General features: G+C 72.9%; 20 protein-coding genes and 3 tRNA genes. 11 read left to right on the top strand and 12 right to left on the bottom strand.

Annotated elements, in window-relative coordinates; translation table 11 throughout:
• Positions 1-84: 84 nt before the first annotated feature.
• The gene (locus FHX40_RS24545) at positions 85-1,188 is read right to left on the bottom strand and encodes a Glu/Leu/Phe/Val family dehydrogenase (protein WP_142262323.1); all 1,104 of its coding nucleotides are present in this window, start codon (positions 1,186-1,188) and stop codon (positions 85-87) included.
• A 241-nt stretch (positions 1,189-1,429) separates the two neighbouring features.
• Between FHX40_RS24545 and FHX40_RS24540 the strand changes: the two genes are divergently transcribed.
• The 5 genes from FHX40_RS24540 (at position 1,430) to FHX40_RS24520 (ending at position 6,748) form a co-directional block, all read left to right on the top strand.
• The gene (locus tag FHX40_RS24540; RefSeq protein ID WP_142262322.1) at positions 1,430-2,320 is read left to right on the top strand and encodes a DUF8083 family protein; all 891 of its coding nucleotides are present in this window, start codon (positions 1,430-1,432) and stop codon (positions 2,318-2,320) included.
• Between the two features lie 322 nt (positions 2,321-2,642).
• A complete protein-coding gene (gene bldC, locus FHX40_RS24535; RefSeq protein WP_013133571.1) occupies positions 2,643-2,846 on the top strand; it encodes a developmental transcriptional regulator BldC in 204 nt (67 codons plus the stop codon).
• 1,183 nt (positions 2,847-4,029) lie between these two features.
• On the top strand, positions 4,030-5,139 hold the full coding sequence (locus tag FHX40_RS24530; RefSeq protein WP_342353874.1) for a LacI family DNA-binding transcriptional regulator: 1,110 nt from the start codon (positions 4,030-4,032) through the stop codon (positions 5,137-5,139).
• A gap of 193 nt (positions 5,140-5,332) precedes the next feature.
• Complete coding sequence (locus FHX40_RS24525) at positions 5,333-5,593, top strand: hypothetical protein (protein ID WP_142262320.1); 261 nt, start codon at positions 5,333-5,335, stop codon at positions 5,591-5,593.
• Positions 5,594-5,860: 267 nt separating this feature from the next.
• A complete protein-coding gene (locus tag FHX40_RS24520) occupies positions 5,861-6,748 on the top strand; it encodes an N-acetylmuramoyl-L-alanine amidase (protein WP_229789180.1) in 888 nt (295 codons plus the stop codon).
• 348 nt (positions 6,749-7,096) lie between these two features.
• On the opposite strand, the gene FHX40_RS24515 is transcribed toward FHX40_RS24520, so the two are convergent.
• From FHX40_RS24515 to FHX40_RS24490, 6 genes are all read right to left on the bottom strand, one after another.
• Positions 7,097-8,185 (bottom strand): quinone-dependent dihydroorotate dehydrogenase, encoded by a 1,089-nt coding sequence (locus FHX40_RS24515; RefSeq protein ID WP_142262319.1) that lies wholly within the window; start codon positions 8,183-8,185, stop codon positions 7,097-7,099.
• A gap of 177 nt (positions 8,186-8,362) precedes the next feature.
• Positions 8,363-8,653 carry a hypothetical protein gene (locus FHX40_RS24510; RefSeq protein ID WP_142262318.1) on the bottom strand — a complete coding sequence of 97 codons (291 nt, stop codon included), beginning with the start codon at positions 8,651-8,653 and terminating at the stop codon, positions 8,363-8,365.
• Positions 8,654-8,882: 229 nt separating this feature from the next.
• Entirely contained in the window at positions 8,883-9,212 is a 330-nt protein-coding gene (locus tag FHX40_RS24505) for a TraR/DksA family transcriptional regulator (RefSeq protein ID WP_142262317.1), read from the bottom strand.
• Positions 9,213-9,215: 3 nt separating this feature from the next.
• The gene (locus FHX40_RS24500) at positions 9,216-10,076 is read right to left on the bottom strand and encodes a rod shape-determining protein (protein WP_170198986.1); all 861 of its coding nucleotides are present in this window, start codon (positions 10,074-10,076) and stop codon (positions 9,216-9,218) included.
• Positions 10,073-10,414: a hypothetical protein gene (locus FHX40_RS24495; protein ID WP_142262316.1), complete on the bottom strand. Its 342-nt coding sequence runs from the start codon at positions 10,412-10,414 to the stop codon at positions 10,073-10,075. Before FHX40_RS24495 ends, FHX40_RS24500 begins: the two co-directional genes overlap by 4 nt.
• A gap of 175 nt (positions 10,415-10,589) precedes the next feature.
• On the bottom strand, positions 10,590-10,901 hold the full coding sequence (locus FHX40_RS24490; protein WP_142262315.1) for a hypothetical protein: 312 nt from the start codon (positions 10,899-10,901) through the stop codon (positions 10,590-10,592).
• Between the two features lie 234 nt (positions 10,902-11,135).
• On the opposite strand from FHX40_RS24490, the gene FHX40_RS24485 reads away from it, so the two are divergent.
• The 6 genes from FHX40_RS24485 (at position 11,136) to FHX40_RS24460 (ending at position 18,465) form a co-directional block, all read left to right on the top strand.
• Complete coding sequence (locus FHX40_RS24485; RefSeq protein WP_142262314.1) at positions 11,136-11,480, top strand: hypothetical protein; 345 nt, start codon at positions 11,136-11,138, stop codon at positions 11,478-11,480.
• 42 nt (positions 11,481-11,522) lie between these two features.
• A complete protein-coding gene (gene secD / locus FHX40_RS24480; RefSeq protein WP_142262313.1) occupies positions 11,523-13,766 on the top strand; it encodes a protein translocase subunit SecD in 2,244 nt (747 codons plus the stop codon).
• Positions 13,767-13,877: 111 nt separating this feature from the next.
• The gene (locus FHX40_RS24475; RefSeq protein ID WP_229789181.1) at positions 13,878-14,627 is read left to right on the top strand and encodes a Crp/Fnr family transcriptional regulator; all 750 of its coding nucleotides are present in this window, start codon (positions 13,878-13,880) and stop codon (positions 14,625-14,627) included.
• Positions 14,628-14,702: 75 nt separating this feature from the next.
• Positions 14,703-16,364, top strand: a complete 1,662-nt coding sequence (gene hcp / locus FHX40_RS24470) for a hydroxylamine reductase (RefSeq protein ID WP_142262312.1) — start codon at positions 14,703-14,705, stop codon at positions 16,362-16,364.
• Complete coding sequence (locus tag FHX40_RS24465; protein ID WP_142262311.1) at positions 16,361-17,437, top strand: 2Fe-2S iron-sulfur cluster-binding protein; 1,077 nt, start codon at positions 16,361-16,363, stop codon at positions 17,435-17,437. Before hcp ends, FHX40_RS24465 begins: the two co-directional genes overlap by 4 nt.
• Before the next feature lie 239 nt (positions 17,438-17,676).
• A complete protein-coding gene (locus FHX40_RS24460) occupies positions 17,677-18,465 on the top strand; it encodes a phosphotransferase enzyme family protein (protein ID WP_142262310.1) in 789 nt (262 codons plus the stop codon).
• Positions 18,466-18,477: 12 nt separating this feature from the next.
• Here FHX40_RS24460 and FHX40_RS24455 read toward each other — a convergent pair whose 3' ends face one another.
• The 5 genes from FHX40_RS24455 to FHX40_RS24435 form a co-directional block, all read right to left on the bottom strand.
• Entirely contained in the window at positions 18,478-19,338 is an 861-nt protein-coding gene (locus FHX40_RS24455; RefSeq protein WP_142262309.1) for a CPBP family intramembrane glutamic endopeptidase, read from the bottom strand.
• Positions 19,339-19,621: 283 nt separating this feature from the next.
• A tRNA-Phe gene (locus FHX40_RS24450) sits at positions 19,622-19,695 on the bottom strand.
• A 24-nt stretch (positions 19,696-19,719) separates the two neighbouring features.
• A tRNA-Asp gene (locus tag FHX40_RS24445) sits at positions 19,720-19,794 on the bottom strand.
• Between the two features lie 76 nt (positions 19,795-19,870).
• Positions 19,871-19,943 (bottom strand) — tRNA-Glu (locus FHX40_RS24440).
• Positions 19,944-20,027: 84 nt separating this feature from the next.
• The gene (locus FHX40_RS24435) at positions 20,028-21,587 is read right to left on the bottom strand and encodes a metallophosphoesterase family protein (protein ID WP_142262308.1); all 1,560 of its coding nucleotides are present in this window, start codon (positions 21,585-21,587) and stop codon (positions 20,028-20,030) included.
• Between the last annotated feature and the right edge of the window lie 7 nt (positions 21,588-21,594).

The following is a 21,594-nucleotide window of genomic DNA, read 5'->3' as shown; positions in this document are numbered from 1 at the left end:
CTGACTTCCCGGCGTCAGCCTCTCGTTCCGCTATTACCGTACCTGTTTTGCGCGCTACTCGGTACGTCGGATGGGTGCCGACGCCTACCGGTGTAGCCAAATGCCCCTAAGTCTCCCGACTTCCGACATTCTGCGCTCTGCCAGCCTATCCGCTGCCACGCCCGGCGGGACGCCCTCTTCACCGGCGATGGCGAAGATTTTGAGGGTGGTGTCGAAGATCCGCTCCGCGCGGGCTCGGGCACGTTCCATGCTGAACCCCTCGATCTCGTCGGCCACCTGGATGACGCCGCCGGCGTTGACGACGTAGTCCGGTGCGTAGAGCACGCCCCGCTCCGCCAGCCGCTTCTCCACGCCGGGATGGGCGAGCTGGTTGTTGGCGGCGCCACAGACGATTTTCGCTTCCAGCTTAGAGACGCGATCGTCGTCGAGGACGCCCCCGAGGGCGCACGGGGCGTAGACGTCGATGTCGCTCGCGATGAGCGCGTCGGTGTCGGCCACCACCTCCACCTGGGGGTGGCGCTCCCGCAGCCGGGCCACCGCCCGCTCGTCGACGTCGCACACCACCACCTCGGCGCCGTCCTCGAGCAGGTGATCGGCGAGCTTCGCCCCGACCTTGCCGACGCCCTCGATGCCCACCCGCCTGCCGCGCAGCGACGGCGTGCCGTACACGTGCTGGGCCGAGGCCCGCATGCCCTGGAAGACCCCGAAGGCGGTGAGGATGGACGAGTCGCCGGCGCCGCCGTGGGCGACCGTGCGGCCGGTCACGTAGTCGCACTCGCGGGCCACGACGTCCATGTCCTCGCTGTAGGTGCCGACGTCGCAGGCGGTGATGTAGCGCCCGCCGAGGGACTGCACGAACCGGCCGTAGGCGCGCAGCAGCGCCTCGTTCTTGTCCTTGGCCGGATCCCCGATGATCACGGCCTTGCCGCCGCCGAGGTCGAGCCCGGCGAGGGCGTTCTTGTACGACATCGCCCGGGAGAGCCTGAGCACGTCGGCGAGCGCCTCGTTCTCGTCGGCGTACGGGTAGAACCGCGTGCCGCCGAGGCTCGGGCCGAGCGCGGTGCTGTGGATCGCGATGATCGCGTACAGCCCGCTGCGCTCGTCCGAGCAGAACACCACCTGCTCATGTCCGCCGGTGCGCGCGAATGCCTTGCCGTCCTTGTGGGACAGGCCGAAGACTGCGGTCATGCGGCCTCCTTCGGGTTCCACACGACCCGGGCGCCGGCTCGCTCGACGCCGCTGATCCGCTCGGTCACGGTGGTGACCTCCGATCACTCCGTCCGCCGCCCCATTGCGGCGGTACCACGCCTTCAGGGTAATCCCGGACACCCTGTTGATCTTGATCTGCGCGCCGCGAAGGCGCGGCGTGTTCGCGTCCGAGCGGGCCCTCGTGCGGCAAACCGGCGATCGGCGTGGCACGATTCGTGTTGTGCTGCCCTATGCCGCGTACCTCCGCGTGTACGAGCCGCTCGCCGCGTTCCCCGAGCCGGCCCGCTCACAGTGGGCGCGCTACGTGGACCTGCCGGACCGCCCGCGCCGGGCCCACGCCCTCGAGGCCGAGCACGCCGAGGCGATCCGCCGCCTGCTCGGCGTGCCCCCGATCCCGGTGCCGGAGCACGAGAGCCGGGACGCCTACCTGCGGCGCGTCGACGACACGCTGTACGTGTGCCCGTGGGAGACGCGGCTGCGGTCCTGGCTCGCGTTCGGGCGCTTCCGGGGCAGCATCCCGGCGAAGCTCGCCAACCGGTTCGTGCCGGCCGCGATCGCCGAGCAGACCGCCGACGACTTCGACCGGTACCGGCGGCAGGTGGGGGCCGAGGGGCTGCGGCCGCATATCCGCACCAGCACCTGGCACGTGCCGACGGCCTGGTTCGTGCCGTTCGACTCGGCCGAGCGGTGGCTGGTGCTGGGGACCAGGGAGCAGACCTCGGGCGAGCCGTCCGCGGCGACCACCACCACGCCCGCCCGCAACCTGCTGTACGTCACCTCGATGGCGCAGGCGCGCCGCCGGGTGGCGCGGGCGCTCGCGGTCCTGCGCCGCCACGTGGGCCGCCGGATGGGCGACGTGTCCGCGATCCACCAGGTGGAGGACGTCGGCCGGTGGCTCGAGGAGTTCCACCCGCACTCGCTGGTGGAGCTCGACTACGGTGGGCTCGTCCACCTGATGGACGACGAGACCCTGCGGTCCGACCAGTCCGTCGCCGAGCTGGCGGCCGCGCTGACCGGTTTGGACACCGGTCAGGAAGAACTTGCCTACGCGATGTACCAGCGCGTCATCCTCCGCTGGCGGTCGATCCAAGCCCTCGAATCGGCCAACTGACCACCAAACTCGGGCACCGACCTGCAAAGTTGGGTCAGCTATCGGCAGGCCTCCATTCTGCGAACTGAGTAGTTTGCCGTTTTCACTGCGATACCACGAATCGTGTCGCTAGAATCACCGAGCGTGACTTCAACACGTGGACGAGATGTTGTGCCCAGAGGGCTCGCCAATCGCTCTTCGTGGCTGTATGGTCACACCGGGTGATGCCGCAAATGGTTCCGGAAACCGCACGTGCAGGGGCCATTGAGGGACATCCGTGACAAGCGCCAAGGAAAGTCGCAAGGATCGCGTCGCCGGTCCACACGGAGGAGAGGCCGCACAAATGTCAGCTCGTACACCCGAGGCCGAGCCACTGCTCACCCCGGCGGAGGTCGCAACCATGTTCCGCGTCGACCCGAAGACCGTTACCAGGTGGGCGAAAGCGGGCAAGTTGACGTCCATCCGCACCCTCGGCGGTCATCGCCGCTACCGCGAGACCGAGGTCCGGGCGTTGCTCGCGGGCATCCCGCAGCAGCGGTCGGAGTGAAGTCGCCGATCAAGGGGGGAACTCACGGCGCGCTCTCATCCTCGATGTGAGCGCGTCGGCCGACAACCCGTGACCGCGAGGGCCACGGGGCCGAGTGAAGCGGTGCCGCCCGCCCGGCACCGCTACTCGCGGTGACCCCCGGTCCGACTGACGGCCAGGAGCCGGACGGCGGAGCCGTGTGCGGCGGCCAGGTCCGGCAGCGCGACCATCTGGTCGATCAGGAGGGCCATCCCCGTGGGCGCCACGCCCGCGGCCGTGCCGGTCGCGTCGTCGCGCCCGCCGTTCCCCCTGGCACGCCCCACCCCACACCCATGGTCGGGGCGGCGACTCCCCCGTTCCGCCCGAGCGGGCCGCCGGGCACCCCGGACGGTTCGGCACGCCACCGCGCCGTCACCCCACCGGCGGCCGACCATGCCGCCGCTTTCCGCCGATCCCGGTACGGCACGGCCCGCGTCGCGGCACACCGCTCGCCGTGCCCGCCTTCACCGGCGAGGGCGCGGCCTGCCCACGAGTCCGACCACCGTACGCCGACCGCTGCGCTCCCCCGCGGCCACATGGGTGGCGCGGCGCAGGGCGCGTCGGCCCGCAAGCCCGCCACATGCCCGCATGCCGGGAACCGTCGTCCGTGCCTCGGCCGTGTCCTCGCGGCACCCGTGGCCGATCGCGGCACGGCATGCGTGAGACCGTTTCAACCGCGGTACGCCGTTCACCGACGTGCCCCGCGCAGCACCCCCTCCAGCGGCCGGGCACCGGGTGTGGCGACGGCCGCCGCCTCGTCGCCTGGAACGCTTCGCCGCCGGCGCCCACCGCCGGCCGTCCCCTGCCCGGACGACCACGGCTCCGCCGTACCCGCCCTCGCGTGTCGGCGCCGGAGGGTGTGGAGCGGTCCCGTGGCGCCCGGAGCGCGCGTCCGGAACGCCGCCGCGCCGTGTCCCGAAATCCGGTCGGTACGGGCGCCGGACGTCCACGGCGACGCGAAATCTCCTCGCGTTCGCCCGCGGAAGGCCGGTGGGAACGATCCACCGCCCGCCCGGCCGCCGCCGCGTGTCGTGCACCCGGGGCCGACGACCGCGAAAACGTCACGAACCGTGACTGCGGGTAGATGCGACGATCACACCCGTACCCTTCCCGCCACTGGATCGTTTGGTCTGACAGGTGCACATCCTCTAGCCATGGGGGAGACGTGGGGAGAACCGTGTCAGGACCGTATACGCAGACCTCTACCCGCAGGCGTGCGGGTACGGCGACGCCGGCACCCGGACTGCCTGACGGTTTCGGACCACCACTCAGACCTCGACCGACGATCCGCAACGTGGCGGAGCGGGCCGGCGTCTCGAAATCACTGGTGTCGCTGGTACTCCGCGGCTCTCCCCACGTGAGTGAACACCGGCGGGAGGCCGTGCTCCAGGCGGCACGCGAGCTGGGCTACCGGCCCAACGCCGTCGCCCGCAGCCTTGTCGAGGGCCGTACCCACCTGGTGGGCGCGCTCGTCGCCGACCTGCACAACCCGTTCTACGCCGAGTTCCTCGACGGCCTCCAGGAGAGCCTGCACGGCGAGGGGCTGCGCCTGCTGATCGGCAGCGGGCGGTTCGACCCGGCGTTCGAGGACGAGGCGGTGGAGGCGTTCCTCGAGCTGCGCGTCGACGGCCTCGTGCTGCTCGGCGTGGCGCCCTCCAGCGACACCCTCGCCGAGGCGGCCGCGTACACGCCCACCGTCGTGGTCGGCGAACGCGACGTCGAGCTCGACGGGGTCGACATCGTGGTCGACGACGACCAGCTCGGCGCCCGGCTCGCCATCGACCACCTGGTGCAGCACGGCCACCGCCGCATCGCGCACATCGAGGGCTCCCCGTCCTCCGCGGCGCGCTACCGCTGCGAGGGCTACCTCGTCGCGATGCGCCGCCACGGGCTCGCGCCGTACATCATGGTCGAGCAGGGCGAGTCCAGCGAGGAGGGCGGCAAGAAGGCCGCGCTGGCGCTGCTCCGCCGCGACCCGCGCCCGACCGCGATCTTCGCCACCAACGACATCGTCGCGCTCGGTGTGCTCGCCGCCGCGAAGGAGCTGGGCCTGCGGGTGCCCGAGGACCTGTCGATCGTCGGCTACGACAACACCCACCTGGCCGCGCTCAACCAGATCTCGCTGACGAGCGTCGACCAACCGCGCCGGGCCATGGGCCGGTCCGCGGCGGCGCTGCTCAGCGACCGCATCTCCGGGCCCGGCAAGCCGTCCCGGATGCGTGAGGTGAGCCCGAGCCTGGTCGTCCGCAACAGCACCGGCCCCGCTCCCGCGTGACCGCCGGTCCGGCCTGGCGCGTTCCCACGAAGGGCCAGCGGGGCACCCAGGAACGACCAAAGCTCGGTCAAGGCACGCCACGGTTGGTGGCATCCGGTGTTAACTCGGGGCCGTGACGCCGACCCCCACGGGGACGCAGACCGGCGGTCGGCGTTGGCGCACAACGCGACCACGAGCAAAGACGGGGGTTTTCATGCGTGATCCAGAGCTGGTGTCCTGCGCGCAACGGGCGGCCACCGCACTCGAGCGCGCCTGGGCGGGCTGGCGGAGCGCGCGGGGGCGGAACACGGACGGCCACGCGGAGTCCGTCGCGGGCTACGTGGCCCACTCGATCGACCACCCGTGGGGCCGTGCCCGGGTCGTGCTCGGCCTCGACGCCGAGGACGCCCACGAGCTCGCCGCCCTGCTCGAGGCCCAGGAGGAGCGCACCTCACCGGCGCTGAACCGGGGCTAGGCCCGGTCCGGCCACGTCCGGACACGCGCCGGCGCCCCGGCCTCCCGTCCCCGGCCCGAACCCGTGCCCTCCCCGAGCAACGGCGCTCCCCTCCCCCGCGATGCGGGGGAGGCCGCAGCGGCACCGTCAGGCCGCGCGTAAGTTGGAGGGACGGAAGGGCGTCACCGGGGTGCTCCGCGACACCGGTGCGGAACACCGAGCGCGAGCGAGGAGGGCGAGCCCGGTGGGGGTCAGGTACCGCCGGACCCGCCCGGCACGGGAGGTCCTGTGAGAGGTCGGACGCTGGTCGCGACGATGGTCACGCTGTACGGGCTCGGGGCCGTGGCGGCGTGCGGAGGCGCGCAGGGGGCGGCGGAGTCGGCTTCGCCGGCGAAGGCGGGTTCGCCGGCGGAGTCGAGTCCGCCGCTCGACGCGGCGTCCTCCGCGGCGCGGTCGACGGCCCCGGCACGGTCGTCCGTCGCCCTGGACGACTCGGCCCGCGACGCGTCGGCGGACAAGCCGCTGAAGGGGAAGGTCGTGGTGATCGACCCCGGCCACAACGGCCACAACTACCGGCGGCCCGACATCATCAACAAGCCCGTCGACGTGCACACGCACAAGAAGCCCTGCGACACGACCGGCACCCAGACCAACGACGGGTACACCGAGGCCGCGTTCAACTGGGACGTGGCCGTCCGGGCGGCGAAGGCGCTGCGCAAGGCCGGGGCCACGGTCAAGCTCACCCGGCCGAACAACACCGGCGTGGGGCCGTGCATCGACGTCCGGGCCGCGATCGGCAACAAGGCCAAGGCCGACGCGGCGATCTCGATCCACGCGGACGGCGCGGGCCCCTCGGCCCACGGCTTCCACGTGATCATGCCGAAGAAGATCAACGGCCCGGTGGACCCGGTGGTGGGCGAGTCGCGGCGCCTCGGCATCGCGATCCGCGACGCGATCCGGGCCGGGACCGACCTGCCGTACTCCACCTACATCGGCAAGCAGGGCCTGAACTTCCGCAACGATCTCGGCGGGCTCAACCTGTCCACGGTGCCGAAGGTGTTCCTCGAGTGCGGGAACATGCGCAACGCCTCGGACGCCGCCAAGTTCAAGAACCCGAAGTTCCGCCAGCGCCTCGGCGACGCCATCGCCAAGGGCATCGAGAACTACCTCACCTAGCGCCCCGACCAGGTACGGCCCGGCGCCGTACCGAGGCAACGCCCTCGCCTCGGCGCGACCGGCCACGGGATCCCGGCGGCGACCGCGAAGGCACGCCGGTGAGGGCGTCCACGGCCTGATCCGGGGCGGCATCCGGGCGCCCCGGCGCGCGAGGTTCCCGGTCCCGGGTGGCCGAGGCCGGACGGCCGGCGTGTGCCCCGCCGTCCGGGCCGGCCGGCCTCCGCTGCGATGCCGGCCCCGTCCGGGATCCTCCGCGTCGCCGCAGCCCGAGGGCCGATCGGTCACGGCGTACGCCGGTACGGCTCGGCCGCGCGGCGGCGCCACCCGGCCGAGCGCGTCGGGCGTACGTCAGGCGTCGCGGCCGGTCCGGGCCGGCGCGGTCTTGCCGATGACCTCCTGGATCGAGGAGTGGCCGTGCAGGCGGAGGCGGCGGGACAGGGCGCGGTTGATCCGCGCGGCCCACAGCGGGCCCTCGTAGACCATCGCGGTGTAGCCCTGCACCAGGGTGGCCCCGGCGAGCAGCCGCTCCCACACGTCGTCGACGTCCTCCACCCCGCCGACCGAGACGAGGGTGAGCCGGTCCCCGACCCGGGCGTACAGCCGCCGCAGCACCTCCAGCGAGCGCTCCTTGAGCGGACGGCCGGACAGCCCGCCGGCCTCCGTGCTCGGCACCCCGTCGCGGCGGATCGTGGTGTTCGTGGCGATGATCCCGTCGAGGCCGAGCTCCACCGCGAGGTCGGCGACCGCGTCCACGTCCTCGTCCGCCAGGTCGGGCGCGATCTTCACCAGCAGCGGGGTACGGCGCGGCAGGCTTTCGGTGACCTCGCGGACCGCGGTGAGCAGCGGCCGCAGCCGTTCGACCGCCTGCAGGTCGCGCAGCCCGGGCGTGTTCGGCGAGCTGACGTTCACCACGAGGTAGTCGGCGCGGTCGGCGAGCGCGCGGGCGCTCGCGACGTAGTCGGCGACGGCCCGGGACTCCGGCACGACCTTCGTCTTGCCGATGTTCACCCCGACGACCACCGGCACCCCGCGCACCCGGGCGAGGCGGCGCGCGACCTTGGCGGCGCCGTCGTTGTTGAAGCCCATCCGGTTGATGACCGCCCGCTGCGCGGGCAGCCGGAACAGCCGCGGCCGGGCGTTCCCCGGCTGGGCGTGCGCGGTGACCGTGCCCACCTCGACGTGGCCGAAGCCGAACGCGGCGAGCGCCTCGAAGCAGACGGCGTTCTTGTCGAACCCGGCGGCGAGCCCGAACGGCGACGGGAAGTGCACCCCGAACGCGCTCACCCGCAACGCGGGGTCGTGCGGCGCGAGCCTCCGGTGGATGGCCCGGTTGAGCGGGCGCACCCGGGAGATCGCCGCGAGCGCCCGGACGGTCGCCCGGTGCGCGTCCTCGGCGTCGAGCCGCTGCAGGACCTGGCTGAAGACAACGCGATACATCACGGGCAACCCTAGCCCGAGACAACCCCTGCACCATGCGACACCCTGCCCGTCCACGCCGGTCCGGCCGGCACCGTGCCGTTCCCGGCGCCTCCGCAGGGCGGCACGCGTCGGCGACCCCGGCCGTCCAGGGCGTCCGCGGGCGCCGCCGGGCCGGTCGCCGTGCCGTACCGGGTCTCAGCAGGCGAGGCGGTACCCGGTCTCGTCGATCAGTTGCCGGACGATGGGCTGCAGCTCGGGGCGCTCCTCGAGGAGCGTCTGCAGGTACACCCGCCAGAGGCTCATCTCCGCGTACGGATCGTCGCGGTGGCGCAGCCGTGCCCGGGTCTCCGCGAGGTAGAGCTCGAACATGAGGCCGAGGTAGCGGCCGACCATCTCGCTGAGCCACCAGTACACGTCGCAGCCCGCCGCCGTGACGAAGGTGCGGGCGCCCTCCCAGGCGACGCGCGGTGGATGCACGACGTTCATTACTGGAACGTACTTCCGGTCGGTCGCCCCGGCAATGCCGCGGATCGGCGCCGACGTGCGCGCCCACCCGCTCGCACGCCCCGCCGAGGCCGACCGGCGGGCGGTTTCGCCTACCGGCCTCCGGCCGGAGGTGTCGCGTACCGGCCTCCGGCCGGAGGTGTCGCGTACCGGCCGCCGGCCGGAGGCGTGGTCGTGGGGACGCCTCCGGCCGGCGGCGGAAGCCCGTGGGTCAGGCCGCTTCCCGCTTGCGCTGGCAGGTGATGCAGTAGCGGGCCAGCGGCCGGATCTTCAGCCGCTCGAACGGGATGTCGGCGTTGCACTGCTCGCACCGGCCGTAGGTGCCGTTGTCGAGCATCTCCAGGCAACGCCGGGTCTCGGCGATGGCGCGGTCGGTGGCCGCCATCGCCACCTCGACGTCCTGCCAGCTCATCTCGGCGGCGGTACCGCCCTCCGCCGAGGCCTTCAGGCTCTCCATCTGGCTCAGCCGCTGCTGGAGCTGCTCCTCCAGCTGCTGCCGCAGGGCCTGGATCTGAACGCTGCTGAGTCCGGTCGAGGTCATGGTTCAGACACTTCCTTTCATGATGTCGATGGGCTCGGACGCGGTCACCCGCTCGGCGAGCTCGGGCACGAGGCAGAGCCGGGTGAGACCGCGGATGGTCGCGTGGGCGGGCCGGGCGGCGGGATGAACGGTGAGCCGGAGTCCGGCGCCGAGCCGGCCCGCGAGGTCCGGCTGGGCGGCGCCACCGCCGGTGAGCAGCAGCCCACCGGCGCGCACGCCGAGCCGCTGGTGTGGCGGAAGCCTGCGCACGAGGTCGGCGACGAGGTCGGTGACCGCCTCCACGGCGTGGCCGGGCAGCCCGGCCGACGCGGTGCAGCTCACCTGGAGCGCGCCCGCCTCGGCGACCGCCGCGTCGGTGATCACGACGGCCTCGATGATCCCGGCGCCCACGTCGAGCAGGAGCCGGGGGCGGGAGGCGGTGACGTCCACGCCGCACCCGATGGCGGCCGCGAGCGGCTCCTCGACGAGCACGATCGGGCAGTCCACCGCCCGCCCGACCGCGGCCCGTACGGCACGGCGCTCGGTGGCCGTGGCCGCGACCGGCACCCCGACGAGCACGCGGGCCACGCGCCCGAGGGGGTCGCCGTCACCGGCCGGGTCCGCCGACACGCCGGCGGCCTGGTCGAGCGCCTCCCGCAACACGGTCCGGGCCAGCCGGTGGCAGGCCGCCATGCTGGCGACCATCCCGTGCCGGATCGGCCAGACCGGCTCGGCCGTACCGTCCGCCGAGGGCACGCACGACGGCCGGTCGAGGATGGCGCTCCCGCCGGGCACCACGGTCCTGGTGCGGGCGGTGCCAAGGTCGAGGGCGAGGGCGACGCCGCGGCCCGCCCACGCCCGGGCGGGGCCGTCCGGCGGGTTCATACCGCCGCCCGCCGCGGGCCCGCCCGCCGCTCGCTCGCGCGGCGGCACTCGGCGCATTCCTGGTCTTGCGGAGCGTGCAGCAGCACGCTCATCTCGATGAACGCGCCGCAGCCACGGCAGATTCCGTACAGGCCGCGCTCCATGCGGTCGAGCGCGGCCTCGAGCTCGCCGATGCGCCGCCGCGCCGGGTGGGTACGGCGGAGCGCCGCGGGCGCCTGCGCGAGCTCGGCCCGGGCGGCGGCGAGCCGCTCGGTCAGCAGGTCGCGCAGGGTGTCCAGTTGGGCCTCATGGCGGTCATGGGCGCGCATGAGGGCGTGGACAGATCTGATGTCGGCCATGGCGACATCACTCCTTGGGTGGGGTGAACACGACCCCGTCACGTGCCGGCAACGGCGTGTGCGGGCGTGACGGTATGCCGGAGGCGGCGGTGGCCGTAGGTCGCCGCCGCCGTGCGGTGATGAAGGCATGGAAGCCACCCGGACGACGTGTGCCGCCGCCGGGACGTACCGAAGATCAGATCAGCGGCGGGCTGCGGGAGTCGGCGCAGCGGAACGCGAACTGCTGCGGGCTGCGTATCGCCTCCGCCTCCGCGTCGGGTAGCGGAAGCGGCAGTTCCGGGGAGCGGGCCACGTGCCGGGTCGGCAGGCAGGGTGCCGGCGGGTCCTCCCGGGGCGCGGCGTAGGCGAGGGGCACGCCGCTCGACTGGCTGATCCAGGGCCCTGCGGGAGCCGGGTCGGCAGGGTCATGGGCACGGGCGCCGAGGACGGATGTGGACACGGCGAGCAGCGCGACCAGCAGGGCCCACCCTGCCGTGATCGCGCTCACCGCGCCTATCCGGCGGAAAATCCGCCAATATCCGCCCATATTGCCTCACCATAGCCCAGGCCACGCAGAAAAGCATGGGGTAAAAACCCCGGGTCTCCTGCGCCCGGATCGCGTGCGCGTCCCGGTTAACCCTTTCTTCCCATCGGTAAGCGCGCGGCAAACCGGCGAGGATGGACGGACTCGTACACCGTCCGGTCACGGTACCGTTGGCGCAACGGGACGCGAGGAGGGAGCATGCGCAGCAGGGTCACCGCGGTGCTGCTGCTTCTGCTGTGCCTGCTCACCGGTACCGGACGGAACGCCGACGAGGCCGCGCGGGCGGTCACCGCCACGCAGCAGCCGCCCGGCACCCAGGACCCGGCGCTCGGCCAGGCCCCGTACGGCGCGGCGCTGCTCGCCCTGCAGGTGGCCAAGGGCGCCCCGACCGTCGGCGGCACCCTCGCCCTGCTGCCGCGCGGCGACGTACCGGCCCGGCCGCGCACGAGCGGGCCGGTGGAGAGCGCAGGCCCCGCCGCCGTCCCCGTGCTCACCCGCTCCGTCGCCCCGCCCCGGGCCCCGCCCGGCGCCTCCACACGCTGACGTTTCCCGATCCGTTTCTCCGTTCAGCCTGTGGAGGCTTTCATGTCACGTGCGCCGATCTGGCGCGCGGTGGTCGCGTTCGTCATCATCGCGGCCTCCGCCGTACTCGCCTACACCATCCCGCCGCGGTTAGGGCTCGACCTGCGCGGCGGCACCCAGCTCGTCTTCGAGGCCAAGGACGCGCCCAACGTCAAGGCCGACAAGGAGGCGACCGAGCGGGCGCTCAACGTGCTCCGGCGCCGCGCCGACGCGCTCGGCGTCGTCGACCCCAACCTGTACGTCACCGGTGAGCGCCGGATCACCGTCGAGCTGCCCGGCGTGCTCGACCCGCGCAAGGCCGCCGAGGTGATCGGCCAGACCGCGCAGCTCACCTTCCACCCGGTCGAGGGCATCGCCGAGGAGAACGACAAGGACGCGCTGCCCGACGAGTCCGGGCAGAAGCTCAAGCTCGGCAAGGCCGCGATCACCGGTGAAGGGGTCGAGGACGCCGCCGCCGGTTCCGACTTCCAGCAGGGCATCGGCCACTTCGTCACGGTCGACTTCCGCGACGCGAAGGCCTGGCAGCAGCTCACCGGCAAGGCCGCCTGCGCGGACCCCGGCGACCCCAAGCGCCGGGTCGCGATCGTGCTCGACAACAAGATCATCTCGTCGCCGCAGGTCGACCCGTCGATCGTCTGCAACGCGGGCATCACCGGCGGCAGCACCCAGATCACCGGCAACTTCACCCAGGAGGAGGCGCAGAACCTCGCCATCCTGATCAAGGGTGGTGCGCTGCCGGTGCCGCTGGAGCTGATCGAGCAGCGCACCCTCGGCCCGACGCTCGGCGCCGAGGCGATCGAGGCGAGCGCCAAGGCCGCCGTGGCCGGCGTGATCATGACGACGCTGTTCATCCTCGTGATCTACCGCCTCGTCGGCCTCGCCGCCGCGGTCGCGCTCGCCGCCTACGGCCTCATCTCGTACGCGGCGCTGGTCGCCCTCGGGGCGACGCTCACCCTGCCCGGCCTCGCCGGTTTCGTGCTCGCCATCGGTATGGCGGTCGACGCGAACGTGCTCGTGTTCGAGCGGGCGCGGGAGGAGTACGGCCAGAGCCCCAAGCGCGGCCTGCGGGCGGCGCTCGACCGCGGCTTCAAGAACGCCTGGAGCGCGATCGCCGACTCCAACATCACCACGCTGCTCGCCGCGGCGCTGCTGTTCTGGCTCGCCAGCGGCCCGGTGAAGGGCTTCGGCGTGACGCTCGCCATCGGTGTGCTCGCCTCGCTGATCTCCGCGATGGTGGTCTCCCGGGCGGTCGCCGGGCTGTTCATCAACCGGATCGGGCCCAAGGTCTCCGGTCTGGGCAGCGTGGGCCGGGTCCGCACCTGGGTGACCAAGCGGAACCCGAACCTCATGGGCAAGGGCCGGCTGTGGCTGGTCATCGGCGCGCTGATCGTCGTCGCGGCGGCCGCCGGCATCGCCACCCGCGGGCTCAACTTCGGCGTCGAGTTCACCGGCGGCCGGGTGGTCGAGTTCGCCACCTCCAAGTCGGTCGACGCCGACACCGCGCGGCGGATCGTGGCCGACGCCGGCTACCCGAACGCCGTGGTCCAGTCGTCCGGCGACACCATCTCGGTGCGCACCGGGCAGATCACCGCCGACGAGGTGGTGAAGATCGAGCAGGCGCTCGACCAGGGGATCGGCGACGTCACCAAGGAGCGTGACGAGCTGATCGGGCCGAGCCTCGGCGCGGAGCTGAGCCGCAACGCACTGATCGCGCTGCTGGTCGCGCTCGCCGCGCAGCTCCTCTACCTCGCGTTCCGGTTCCGCTGGACCTTCGGCACCGCGGCGGTGATCGCGCTCGTGGTCGACGTGGCCGCGGTCGTCGGCGCGTTCGTCTGGCTGAACAAGCCGATCGACGGCGTCTTCCTCGCCTCGATGCTCACCATCATCGGTTACTCGGTGAACGACAAGGTCGTGGTGTTCGACCGGGTGCGCGAGCTGTGGGGCATGCAGCGCCGCACGCCGTTCCCGCAGGTGGTGAACACCGCGATCCTGCAGACCGTGCCGCGTACCGTGAACACCGGTCTCGGCGCGCTGTTCATCCTCGCCGCACTGGCGTTCTTCGGCGGGGACTCGCTGCAGGACTTCGCCATCGCGCTGATCATCGGCATCGTGGCCGGCACGGCCTCGTCCTCGTTCATCGCCGGGCCGACCTCGATCGAGCTCGAGCGGTTCAGCAAGCAGCCGCCGCCCGAGCCGCAGAAGCGCAAGGCGCCCAAGGTCCGGGACAGCTCGGGCGCGGTCCTCTAAGGCGCCCATCGGACGGCCGGACGGCTCGCCGTACCCTCGCGCGGGGCGGCGAGGCGTCCGGCCGTGCCGTACCCGGCGGGGGTGGGCGGGCCCTGCGGTAGCCTCGGGGCCGTGGGGAGGACCGCGTCGGCGCCGCCGGAGCTGCTGGGTGAGCTACCGCTGTTCACCGGGCTCACCCCGGAGCAGATGGAGATCATCCGGGCGGGCTCGCACGTCATCGGGCTCGACAAGGGGGAGATCCTCTTCCACCAGGGGGACCCGGTCCGCGGGTTCTACTACGTGCTGCGCGGCCAGATGCAGCTTTCGGTCTCCACCGCGGACGGGGCCGAGAAGGTCGTGGAGATCGTCACCCTGCGGGAGAGCTTCGGCGAGGCCGTGGTGTTCGACGGCCAGCGGTACCCGGTCACCGCGACCGCGCTCGTCGCCACCACCCTGCTCGCGGTCTCCAGCACCGCCGTGCTCGACCTGATCGACCGGGACCCGTCGTTCGCCCGCCGCCTGCTCGCCAACATGGCGGTACGGCTGCGCCGCCTCATCCGCGACGTCGAGGCGTACTCGCTGCGCTCGAGCATCCAGCGGGTCGTGGGCTTCCTGCTCAGCCAGGAGCCCGGCGAGGACGCCGCGGAGGCGGACGCCGGCGAGGCCACGCCCGGGGAGCGGGTGGTGGTGCTGCCCACCCGCAAGCAGGTGCTCGCCTCCCGGCTCAACATCGCCCCCGAGACCCTCTCCCGGGTGCTGCGCGACCTGACCGCGGACGGGCTGATCAGCGTGCGGGGGCGGCGCATCACCCTGCACGACGTCGACCGGCTTGAGCAGGTCGTGAGTTCCGCCACAGTATGGCCGCTGACGCCGTCGAGTTGACGCGCGTCAAGGAAACCACGTCGTCCCCCCGGCAGGATCGCGGCGGTAACCGCCAGTACTCACGGGAGAGACGACGTGTTCTGCTACCAGTGCGAACAGACCGACCGCAGCGGTGCGAATCCCGGGTGTGGCGGCCCCGTCGGCAACTGCGGGAAGAACGCGATCACCTCTGACCTGCAGGACCTGCTCCTCCACGCGGTCAAGGGCATCGCGCAGTACGCCACGAGGGCGCGCTCCCTCGGCGTCCCGGACGACGAGGCCTCCGAGTTCATCCTCTACGCGGTCTTCACGACCCTCACCAACGTGAACTTCAACCCGACCCGGTTCGCCGGGCTGCTGCGCGAGGCCGCGGCCGTGCGCGACCGGGTGCGGGCCCGATACGAGGAGGCGGCGCGGGCGCGCGGCCTGGAGCCCGAGACGCTCGGCGGGCCGGCCGCCTGGAGCCCCGAGGCCGACCAGGACGGGCTGCGCCGCCAGGCCGGCACGAAGGGCGTGCTCGCCGGCCTCGACATCGTCGGCGCCGACGTGGTCGGCCTGCGCAACCTCCACCTGTACGCGCTCAAGGGCATCTGCGCCTACGCGTACCACGCGTGCGTGCTCGGCCACCGGCGGCCGGAGATCTTCGCCGAGATCGAGAAGGCGTTCGCCTACCTCGCCGAGGACCCCAAGGATGTGGAGGAGCTGTTCGAGCGGGCGCTCGGCCTCGGCCGGCTCAACCTCTCCGTGATCGAGCTGCTCGACGCGGCGAACACCGGCACCTTCGGCGCCCAGCAACCCACCGCGGTGCGGGTCACCCCGGTCAAGGGCAAGGCGATCCTGGTCAGCGGCCACGACCTGCGCGACCTCGCCGCGCTGCTCGAGCAGACCGCGGGCACCGGGATCAACGTGTACACGCACGGCGAGATGCTGCCCGCGCACGCCTACCCGAAGCTCAAGGCGTACCCGCACCTCGTCGGCAACTACGGCGGGGCCTGGCACGACCAGCAGCGCGAGTTCGCCGCGTTCCCCGGGCCGATCCTGATGACCTCGAACTGCATCATCGAGCCCCACGCGAGCTACCGGCGGCGCATCTTCACCGCCGGCCCGGTGGGCTGGCCCGGCGTGCGGCACATCGCGGACCACGACTTCACGCCGCTGATCCAGGCGGCGAAGGCGACGCCCGGGTTCACCGAGGACGGCCCGGAGGAGTACATCACGGTCGGCTTCGCCCGGGACAGCGTGCTCGCCGTCTCCGACCGCGTGGTGGAGGCGGTCAAGCAGGGCGCGATCCGGCACTTCTTCCTCATCGGCGGCTGCGACGGGCCCACCCCGGGCCGGGACTACTACCGCGAGCTCGCGCTCGCGCTGCCGCAGGACACCGTGATCCTCACCCTCGGCTGCGCCAAGTACCGGTTCAACCGGCACGACTTCGGCGAGATCGGCGGCATCCCGCGGCTGCTCGACGTCGGCCAGTGCAACGACAGCCACTCCGCCATCAAGATCGCCGCGGCGCTCGCGGACGCCTTCGGGTGCGGCATCAACGACCTGCCGCTCACCCTCACCCTCGCGTGGACCGAGCAGAAGGCGATCGCGGTGCTGCTCACCCTGCTCGCGCTCGGGGTGAAGGACATCCGCGTCGGGCCGCAGCCGCCCGCGTTCCTCACCCCCGCGCTCGCCGAGCGGCTCGCCGAGCGGTTCGGGCTGCGGATCATCGGCGACGTCCAGGCCGACCTCGCCAGCGCGCTGGAGCGGGCATGACCTCGATCGCCGAGACCGGGGCCGTCGGCGCGCGGCAGGCCGACGGCCTCCCGGTGACCCTCACCACCGCCGACGGGGAGGAGCTCCAGGTCACCTGCGCGCCCGGGCAGACCGTGCTCGAGGCCGCGGCGGAGGCCGGGGCCGCCCTCCCCGCCTCGTGCCGCAGCGGCACCTGCGGCTCCTGCCGCGCCACCGTGGTGCAGGGCGGGTACGAGCTCGGCGCGCACAGCCCCGCGGCGCTGCCGGAGGAGCGGCGGGCCTGCGGCGAGGTGCTGCTGTGCCGTACCGTGCCGCGGGAGCCGCTGGCGGTGGCGCTGCCGTACGAGTCGTCGCGGATCCTGTACGGCGGCATCCCGGTGCGCGAGGCCGAGATCATCGGGCTCGACCCGGTGGCGCGGGACACGGTACGGCTGACGCTGCGGCTCGCCGAGGACGAGGCGGGCGGCCTCGACGCCCAGTTCGAGCCCGGGCAGTTCATGGAGCTCCAGGTGCCCGGTGAGGAGGGCGTGAAGCGGGCGTACTCGCTCGCCAACACCGGGAACTGGGAGGGGCTGCTCGAGTTCTACATCCGGCTGCGGCCCGGCGGGGCGTTCTCGTCCTACCTGCGGCAGGACGCCCGGATCGGCGGGCGGCTGCTGGCGCACGGGCCACAGGGCGCGTTCGGGCTGCACGAGACCGGGCTGCGGCCGCGCTGGTTCGTGGCCGGCGGCACCGGGCTGGCGCCGCTGCTCGCCATGGTGCGGCACATGGCCGAGTGGCAGGAGCCGCATCCGGCGCGGCTGTTCCTCGGGGTGAACGAGGAGGCGGACGTGTTCGGCGTCGCCGAGCTGGACGCGGTCGCGGCCGAGCTGCCCGGCTTCGGCTACGAGGTGTGCGTGTGGAAGCCGGGGCCGTCGTGGCAGGGGCGCGTGGGCACCCCGGCCGACGCGGTCGCCGCCGCGCTCGCCGAGGCGCCGGAGGTGCCCGACGTGTACGTGTGCGGGCCGCCGCCGCTGATCGACGCGGTCACCCAGGCCACCGCCGGGATCGTGCCGCCCGACCGCGTCTTCTACGAGCGGTTCCTCGCCACCTGAGCTCCGGTGCGGCGGCCGCATCGGGCGGACACACACGGCCGCCGACCGGCCCTTCCCTTTCCGGGGGTCGCAGAGAGAGGGGTGCCCGCCTCCCGCCCTGGGGCGGGCACCCCGCCCTCGCGCCGCACGCCGTAGGGATCGCAACCGGTTGCACCGGGGCGCCGGGCGGGCCGGGCCGTACCGCCCGCGCCCGGAAAATCGTGTGCCGCGCGGCCGCCCGCGCGGGCAGAGTGGGGGCCGTGCGGACGGACGACGAGGTGCCGCTGCACGGCGGCAACGTCAGCGGTGGCGTGGTGCGGGTCGGCGACACGGTGCGGCGGCCGAGCGGCCCGTGGACCCCGGCGGTGCACGCCCTCCTTGCCCACCTGCACGAGGTGGGGTTCCGGGGCGCGCCGCGCCCGCTCGGTATCGACGAACGGGGCCGGGAGGTGCTCACCTTCGTGCCCGGCGAGGTGGTGTGGCCCGACCGGTTCGCCCTGCTCGACCCGCCGGACCGGCTCGCCCGGGTCGCCCGCCTGATCCGGGAGTTCCACGACGCCGTGGCGGACTTCGTCCCGCCGCCCGACGCCCGGTGGCAGGTGCTCATGCCGCCGGACGGCGAGACCGACATCATCGCCCACAACGACCTGGCCCCGTGGAACCTCGTCGCCGACGGCCACGACCGCTTCGCCTTCATCGACTGGGACTGCGCCGCGCCCGGCACCCGGCTGTGGGACCTCGCCTACGCCATCCACGGCTTCGTGCCGCTGTCGGCCCACCCCACCTGGCAACGCCCCGACCCCGACGCCGCGGCCCGCGTGCGCGCCTTCGCCGACGCCTACGGCCTGGCCGAGGCCGAGCGCCGCGCGCTCGTCCCCCTGCTGGCCCGCCGTACCCGGGCCATGCACGACTTCCTCCGCGACCAAGCGGCCATCGGCGCCGAACCGTGGACCACGCTGTGGCGCGACGGCCACGGCGGGTACTGGCGCGACGACGCCGACTACATCGAGGCGCGCGAACGGCTGTGGGCGGACGCGTTGCTGGCGTGACCCGTCCGCCGGCTAGGCGCGGCCCAGGAGCATGGGCACGTAGACGAGGTTCGTCACCGTGTGCACGAAGACGATCGCCCAGAAGTTGCGGTACCGCGCCCACAGGTGGCCGAGCATGAGCCCGAACACGCCCTGGAAGGCGACGATGGTGGCCAGGCCGAGCAGGATGCCGTCCGAGGTCACGCGGCCGCTGTGCATCGCGGCGAACAGCAGGGCCTGGGCGACGATCGCGGGCCACCGGCCGTACCGGACCTCCAGCCGCGTCTGCAGCCAGGCCCGGTAGAACACCTCCTCCAGCAGGCTCGCGGTCAGGAACGTCAGCAGCGAGCCCACGGCGAGCGTGACCGGATCGGGCAGTTGCCGGGTCAGCGGAATCGCGAGCGGGCCCACCTGCGACAGCAGGAACCACGCCGCGACCGCGGGCAGCGGGGCGAGCCAGGTGACCGGGGCCGGGATCGCCCTGGCCTTCTCCCCCGTGCCCCTGGTCAGCCGGAAGGCCACCAGCGGCACGATCAGCAGCAGGAGGAGCTTGGCGAGCGGGTAGAGCCCTCCCTGCGCGAACGGCGCGGCCAGCGCCATGACGACCGCCGCCCCGACCAGCGCCCAGGCCTCCCTGGCCACGCGGCCTGGCGGCAGGCCGGCGAGCGGCAGCGGCACCCGGGCCCGCGGCGAGACGGCCCAGGTGAGCACGATGGCCGCCAGCGGCGGCAGGATCGCCGACCACAGCGACGCCTTCGCCGCCCCCGGATCCCGCGACACGCTGATCGCGGTGTTCCCGGTGGCCAACAGGTACCCGTACGCGAGCACGAAGACCGCCAGACCCGCGGCCAGGAACACGCGCTGCGGCGGCGTCATCCGTGATTGCACCGGCATGGTTTCTTCCTACGTCGCGACCAGGACGATCGCGAGGCACCCGGGACCAAGGCGGCGCCCGCCGCGGCCTGCACCCGCCCGTGGGTGGCCCGTACGCCGTCGTGGCACGCGTGCCACGCACGCTCCGGCCGGCCCGGTTCACCGTACGGCTCCGGCCGCCTGACGAATGCGAGACGGGTTTCCCGGCCACCCGGTGCCGTGGTCGCGCAAATAGGTCGCCCGGCAACGCAAAAACGCCCCGGCCCAAGTGCTTGGGCGGGGCGTCGTCGCTACTCGGATCGGGTGGTCAGGGGCGGGGTCGAACCGCCGACCTTCCGCTTTTCAGGCGGACGCTCGTACCAACTGAGCTACCTGACCTCGGTAGGGTCCGCCTACCGGGAGCGGTCCTGACGGGATTTGAACCCGCGACCTCCACCTTGACAGGGTGGCGAGCACTCCTAGCTGCTCTACAGGACCTTGTGTCGAGGAAGTTTGTGGCTTCCGCGTTGTTCGGCTCGTTTAGCGTACCAGCTCTCTGGTGTGCTTCGCGCCGTGCCCCCAACGGGATTCGAACCCGTGCCGCCGCCTTGAAAGGGCGGTGTCCTAGGCCGCTAGACGATGGGGGCTAGGGCTGCCGCCCTGTCCTTGACGCCTTCCCGTCGGGGACGACTGAAGCATAGGGGACGATGGTCCTCGATGCCAAAGTGATTTCAGCCCGCGAGCGTGGACGGCGTCGCCGTGGGGCCGGCTGAGCTCGCTGGCGACGAGTCGGCCGGTGGTCCCGGCTCGATTGTACGCCCCGGGTCGGTCTCCAGGTGACGCTGGATCTGAACCGACTGCTGCCCCAGGCCGCCGAGGGTGATGTCGTCCCACGCCTGCAGCCGCTTGTCCTTCTTGTCGAAGTAGAGCACCGAGGCCATGATCGGGGTCGGCTCCTCGTGCTCCAGGCCGCGCAGGCCCGCGCCGCCGGTGGAGCCCTGGATCATGAGGCGGGTGCCGCCGGGCAGCATCTCGGTGCGCCGGTCGTGCACGTGGCCGCTGAGGATCAGGTGGACCCGGCCGGCGAACGGGCGGCCCATGGTGTGGTCGTGCACCGCGACGACGTCGGCGGGGATGCGGTCGGGCGCCGAGGTGGACGACGAGCGCGGCCACTCCGGCGGGACCACCCGCGAGGCGTGCTCGCGGCCGATCTCGGCGAGCTTCTCGTCCGGGATCGGCTTGGCCGACTTGTCCGGGGTGAACCGCGGGTCGCCGATGCCGTAGATGCGCAGGCCCTTCACGGTCGCGGCGGTACCGTCGAGCACGATCGCGTTCTTGTGCCTGGCGACCGCGCGCTCGGTGGTCTTCGAGTCGTGGTTGCCGCGCACGAACACGTACGGCACGCCGAGGCGGCCGATCTCGTCGAGGAGCCTGTTCTCCGCCTTGGTGCCGTGGTCGCTGATGTCGCCGGTGTCGATGATCAGGTCGATCTGGAACTGCTCGGTGAGCGACTTGATCACGTTCCACGCGGCCACGTTGAGGTGGATGTCGGAGACGTGCAGCACCCGGATCGTGTCCGGGTCGGGCTCGAACACCGGCAGGCTGCGGCCGGCCTGGTAGAGCCGGGACACGTTGGTGACGAGCTTGGCGAGCTGGCCCCGGTACTCGGAGAACCGGGTCACGATCGCCTCGGCCTCGCCGACGAGGGACGGCACGCCGGTGAGCAGGCCGGTGTAGCGGGGCTCGGAGATCGCCTTGGGGTTGAACGTGGCCGCGGACAGCCCGGCCGTGAGCGCGACCGCGACGAGCCCGGTGAGCGCGGCCCAGGTGGCCCTGCGCAGGCTCCGGAACACCACGAGACCGGCGATCCCGGCCCCGAGGACCGCGAGCACCGCCGCCTCGGCGAGGAGCCGCCACAGGCCCTCCTGGAGGTCCTCCTCGATCCGCTCCGGCAGCCGGTCGGCCCAGCGCGGGTTCTCCAGGATTTCCTGGGCCTTCTCCGGGTGCACCCCGTCCACGGTCATGTCGAGCCGCAGCGGGGCGTTGTGGGTGTCGAAGCCGAGGGTGCCGAGCGGGCGTACGTCGAGGACGGTCTCGCCGGTGAGGGACGGGGTGAGGCGCAGGCCGATGTCGGCCGGTCCGACCTCGGTGCGCACCTGCGCGCCGAGCGTGATGCCGAGCAGGGCCCCGGCGAGGGCCACGGCGACCACGAAAAAGATCGCGGCCGCCCGCCGTACCAGGCGGTGCCGCGTCAGCGCGCGAGCGTGCTCGACCAGACGTGTCGGATTCATCCAACCT

This window comes from Thermopolyspora flexuosa (genome assembly GCF_006716785.1).
GTDB lineage: Bacteria > Actinomycetota > Actinomycetes > Streptosporangiales > Streptosporangiaceae > Thermopolyspora > Thermopolyspora flexuosa.
This window is presented reverse-complemented; position numbering and strand designations above follow the sequence as displayed.

What these genes read in the sequence shown, in the direction of transcription:
- FHX40_RS24545 (WP_142262323.1), bottom strand. Translation starts at nt 1,188, where the DNA reads ATGACCGCAGTCTTCGGCCTGTCCCACAAGGACGGCAAGGCATTCGCG.
- bldC (WP_013133571.1), top strand. Translation starts at nt 2,643, where the DNA reads ATGTCAGCTCGTACACCCGAGGCCGAGCCACTGCTCACCCCGGCGGAG.
- FHX40_RS24525 (WP_142262320.1), top strand. Translation starts at nt 5,333, where the DNA reads ATGCGTGATCCAGAGCTGGTGTCCTGCGCGCAACGGGCGGCCACCGCA.
- FHX40_RS24515 (WP_142262319.1), bottom strand. Translation starts at nt 8,185, where the DNA reads ATGTATCGCGTTGTCTTCAGCCAGGTCCTGCAGCGGCTCGACGCCGAG.
- FHX40_RS24510 (WP_142262318.1), bottom strand. Translation starts at nt 8,653, where the DNA reads ATGAACGTCGTGCATCCACCGCGCGTCGCCTGGGAGGGCGCCCGCACC.
- FHX40_RS24505 (WP_142262317.1), bottom strand. Translation starts at nt 9,212, where the DNA reads ATGACCTCGACCGGACTCAGCAGCGTTCAGATCCAGGCCCTGCGGCAG.
- FHX40_RS24500 (WP_170198986.1), bottom strand. Translation starts at nt 10,076, where the DNA reads ATGAACCCGCCGGACGGCCCCGCCCGGGCGTGGGCGGGCCGCGGCGTC.
- FHX40_RS24495 (WP_142262316.1), bottom strand. Translation starts at nt 10,414, where the DNA reads ATGGCCGACATCAGATCTGTCCACGCCCTCATGCGCGCCCATGACCGC.
- FHX40_RS24485 (WP_142262314.1), top strand. Translation starts at nt 11,136, where the DNA reads ATGCGCAGCAGGGTCACCGCGGTGCTGCTGCTTCTGCTGTGCCTGCTC.
- secD (WP_142262313.1), top strand. Translation starts at nt 11,523, where the DNA reads ATGTCACGTGCGCCGATCTGGCGCGCGGTGGTCGCGTTCGTCATCATC.
- FHX40_RS24465 (WP_142262311.1), top strand. Translation starts at nt 16,361, where the DNA reads ATGACCTCGATCGCCGAGACCGGGGCCGTCGGCGCGCGGCAGGCCGAC.
- FHX40_RS24455 (WP_142262309.1), bottom strand. Translation starts at nt 19,338, where the DNA reads ATGCCGGTGCAATCACGGATGACGCCGCCGCAGCGCGTGTTCCTGGCC.
- FHX40_RS24435 (WP_142262308.1), bottom strand. Translation starts at nt 21,587, where the DNA reads ATGAATCCGACACGTCTGGTCGAGCACGCTCGCGCGCTGACGCGGCAC.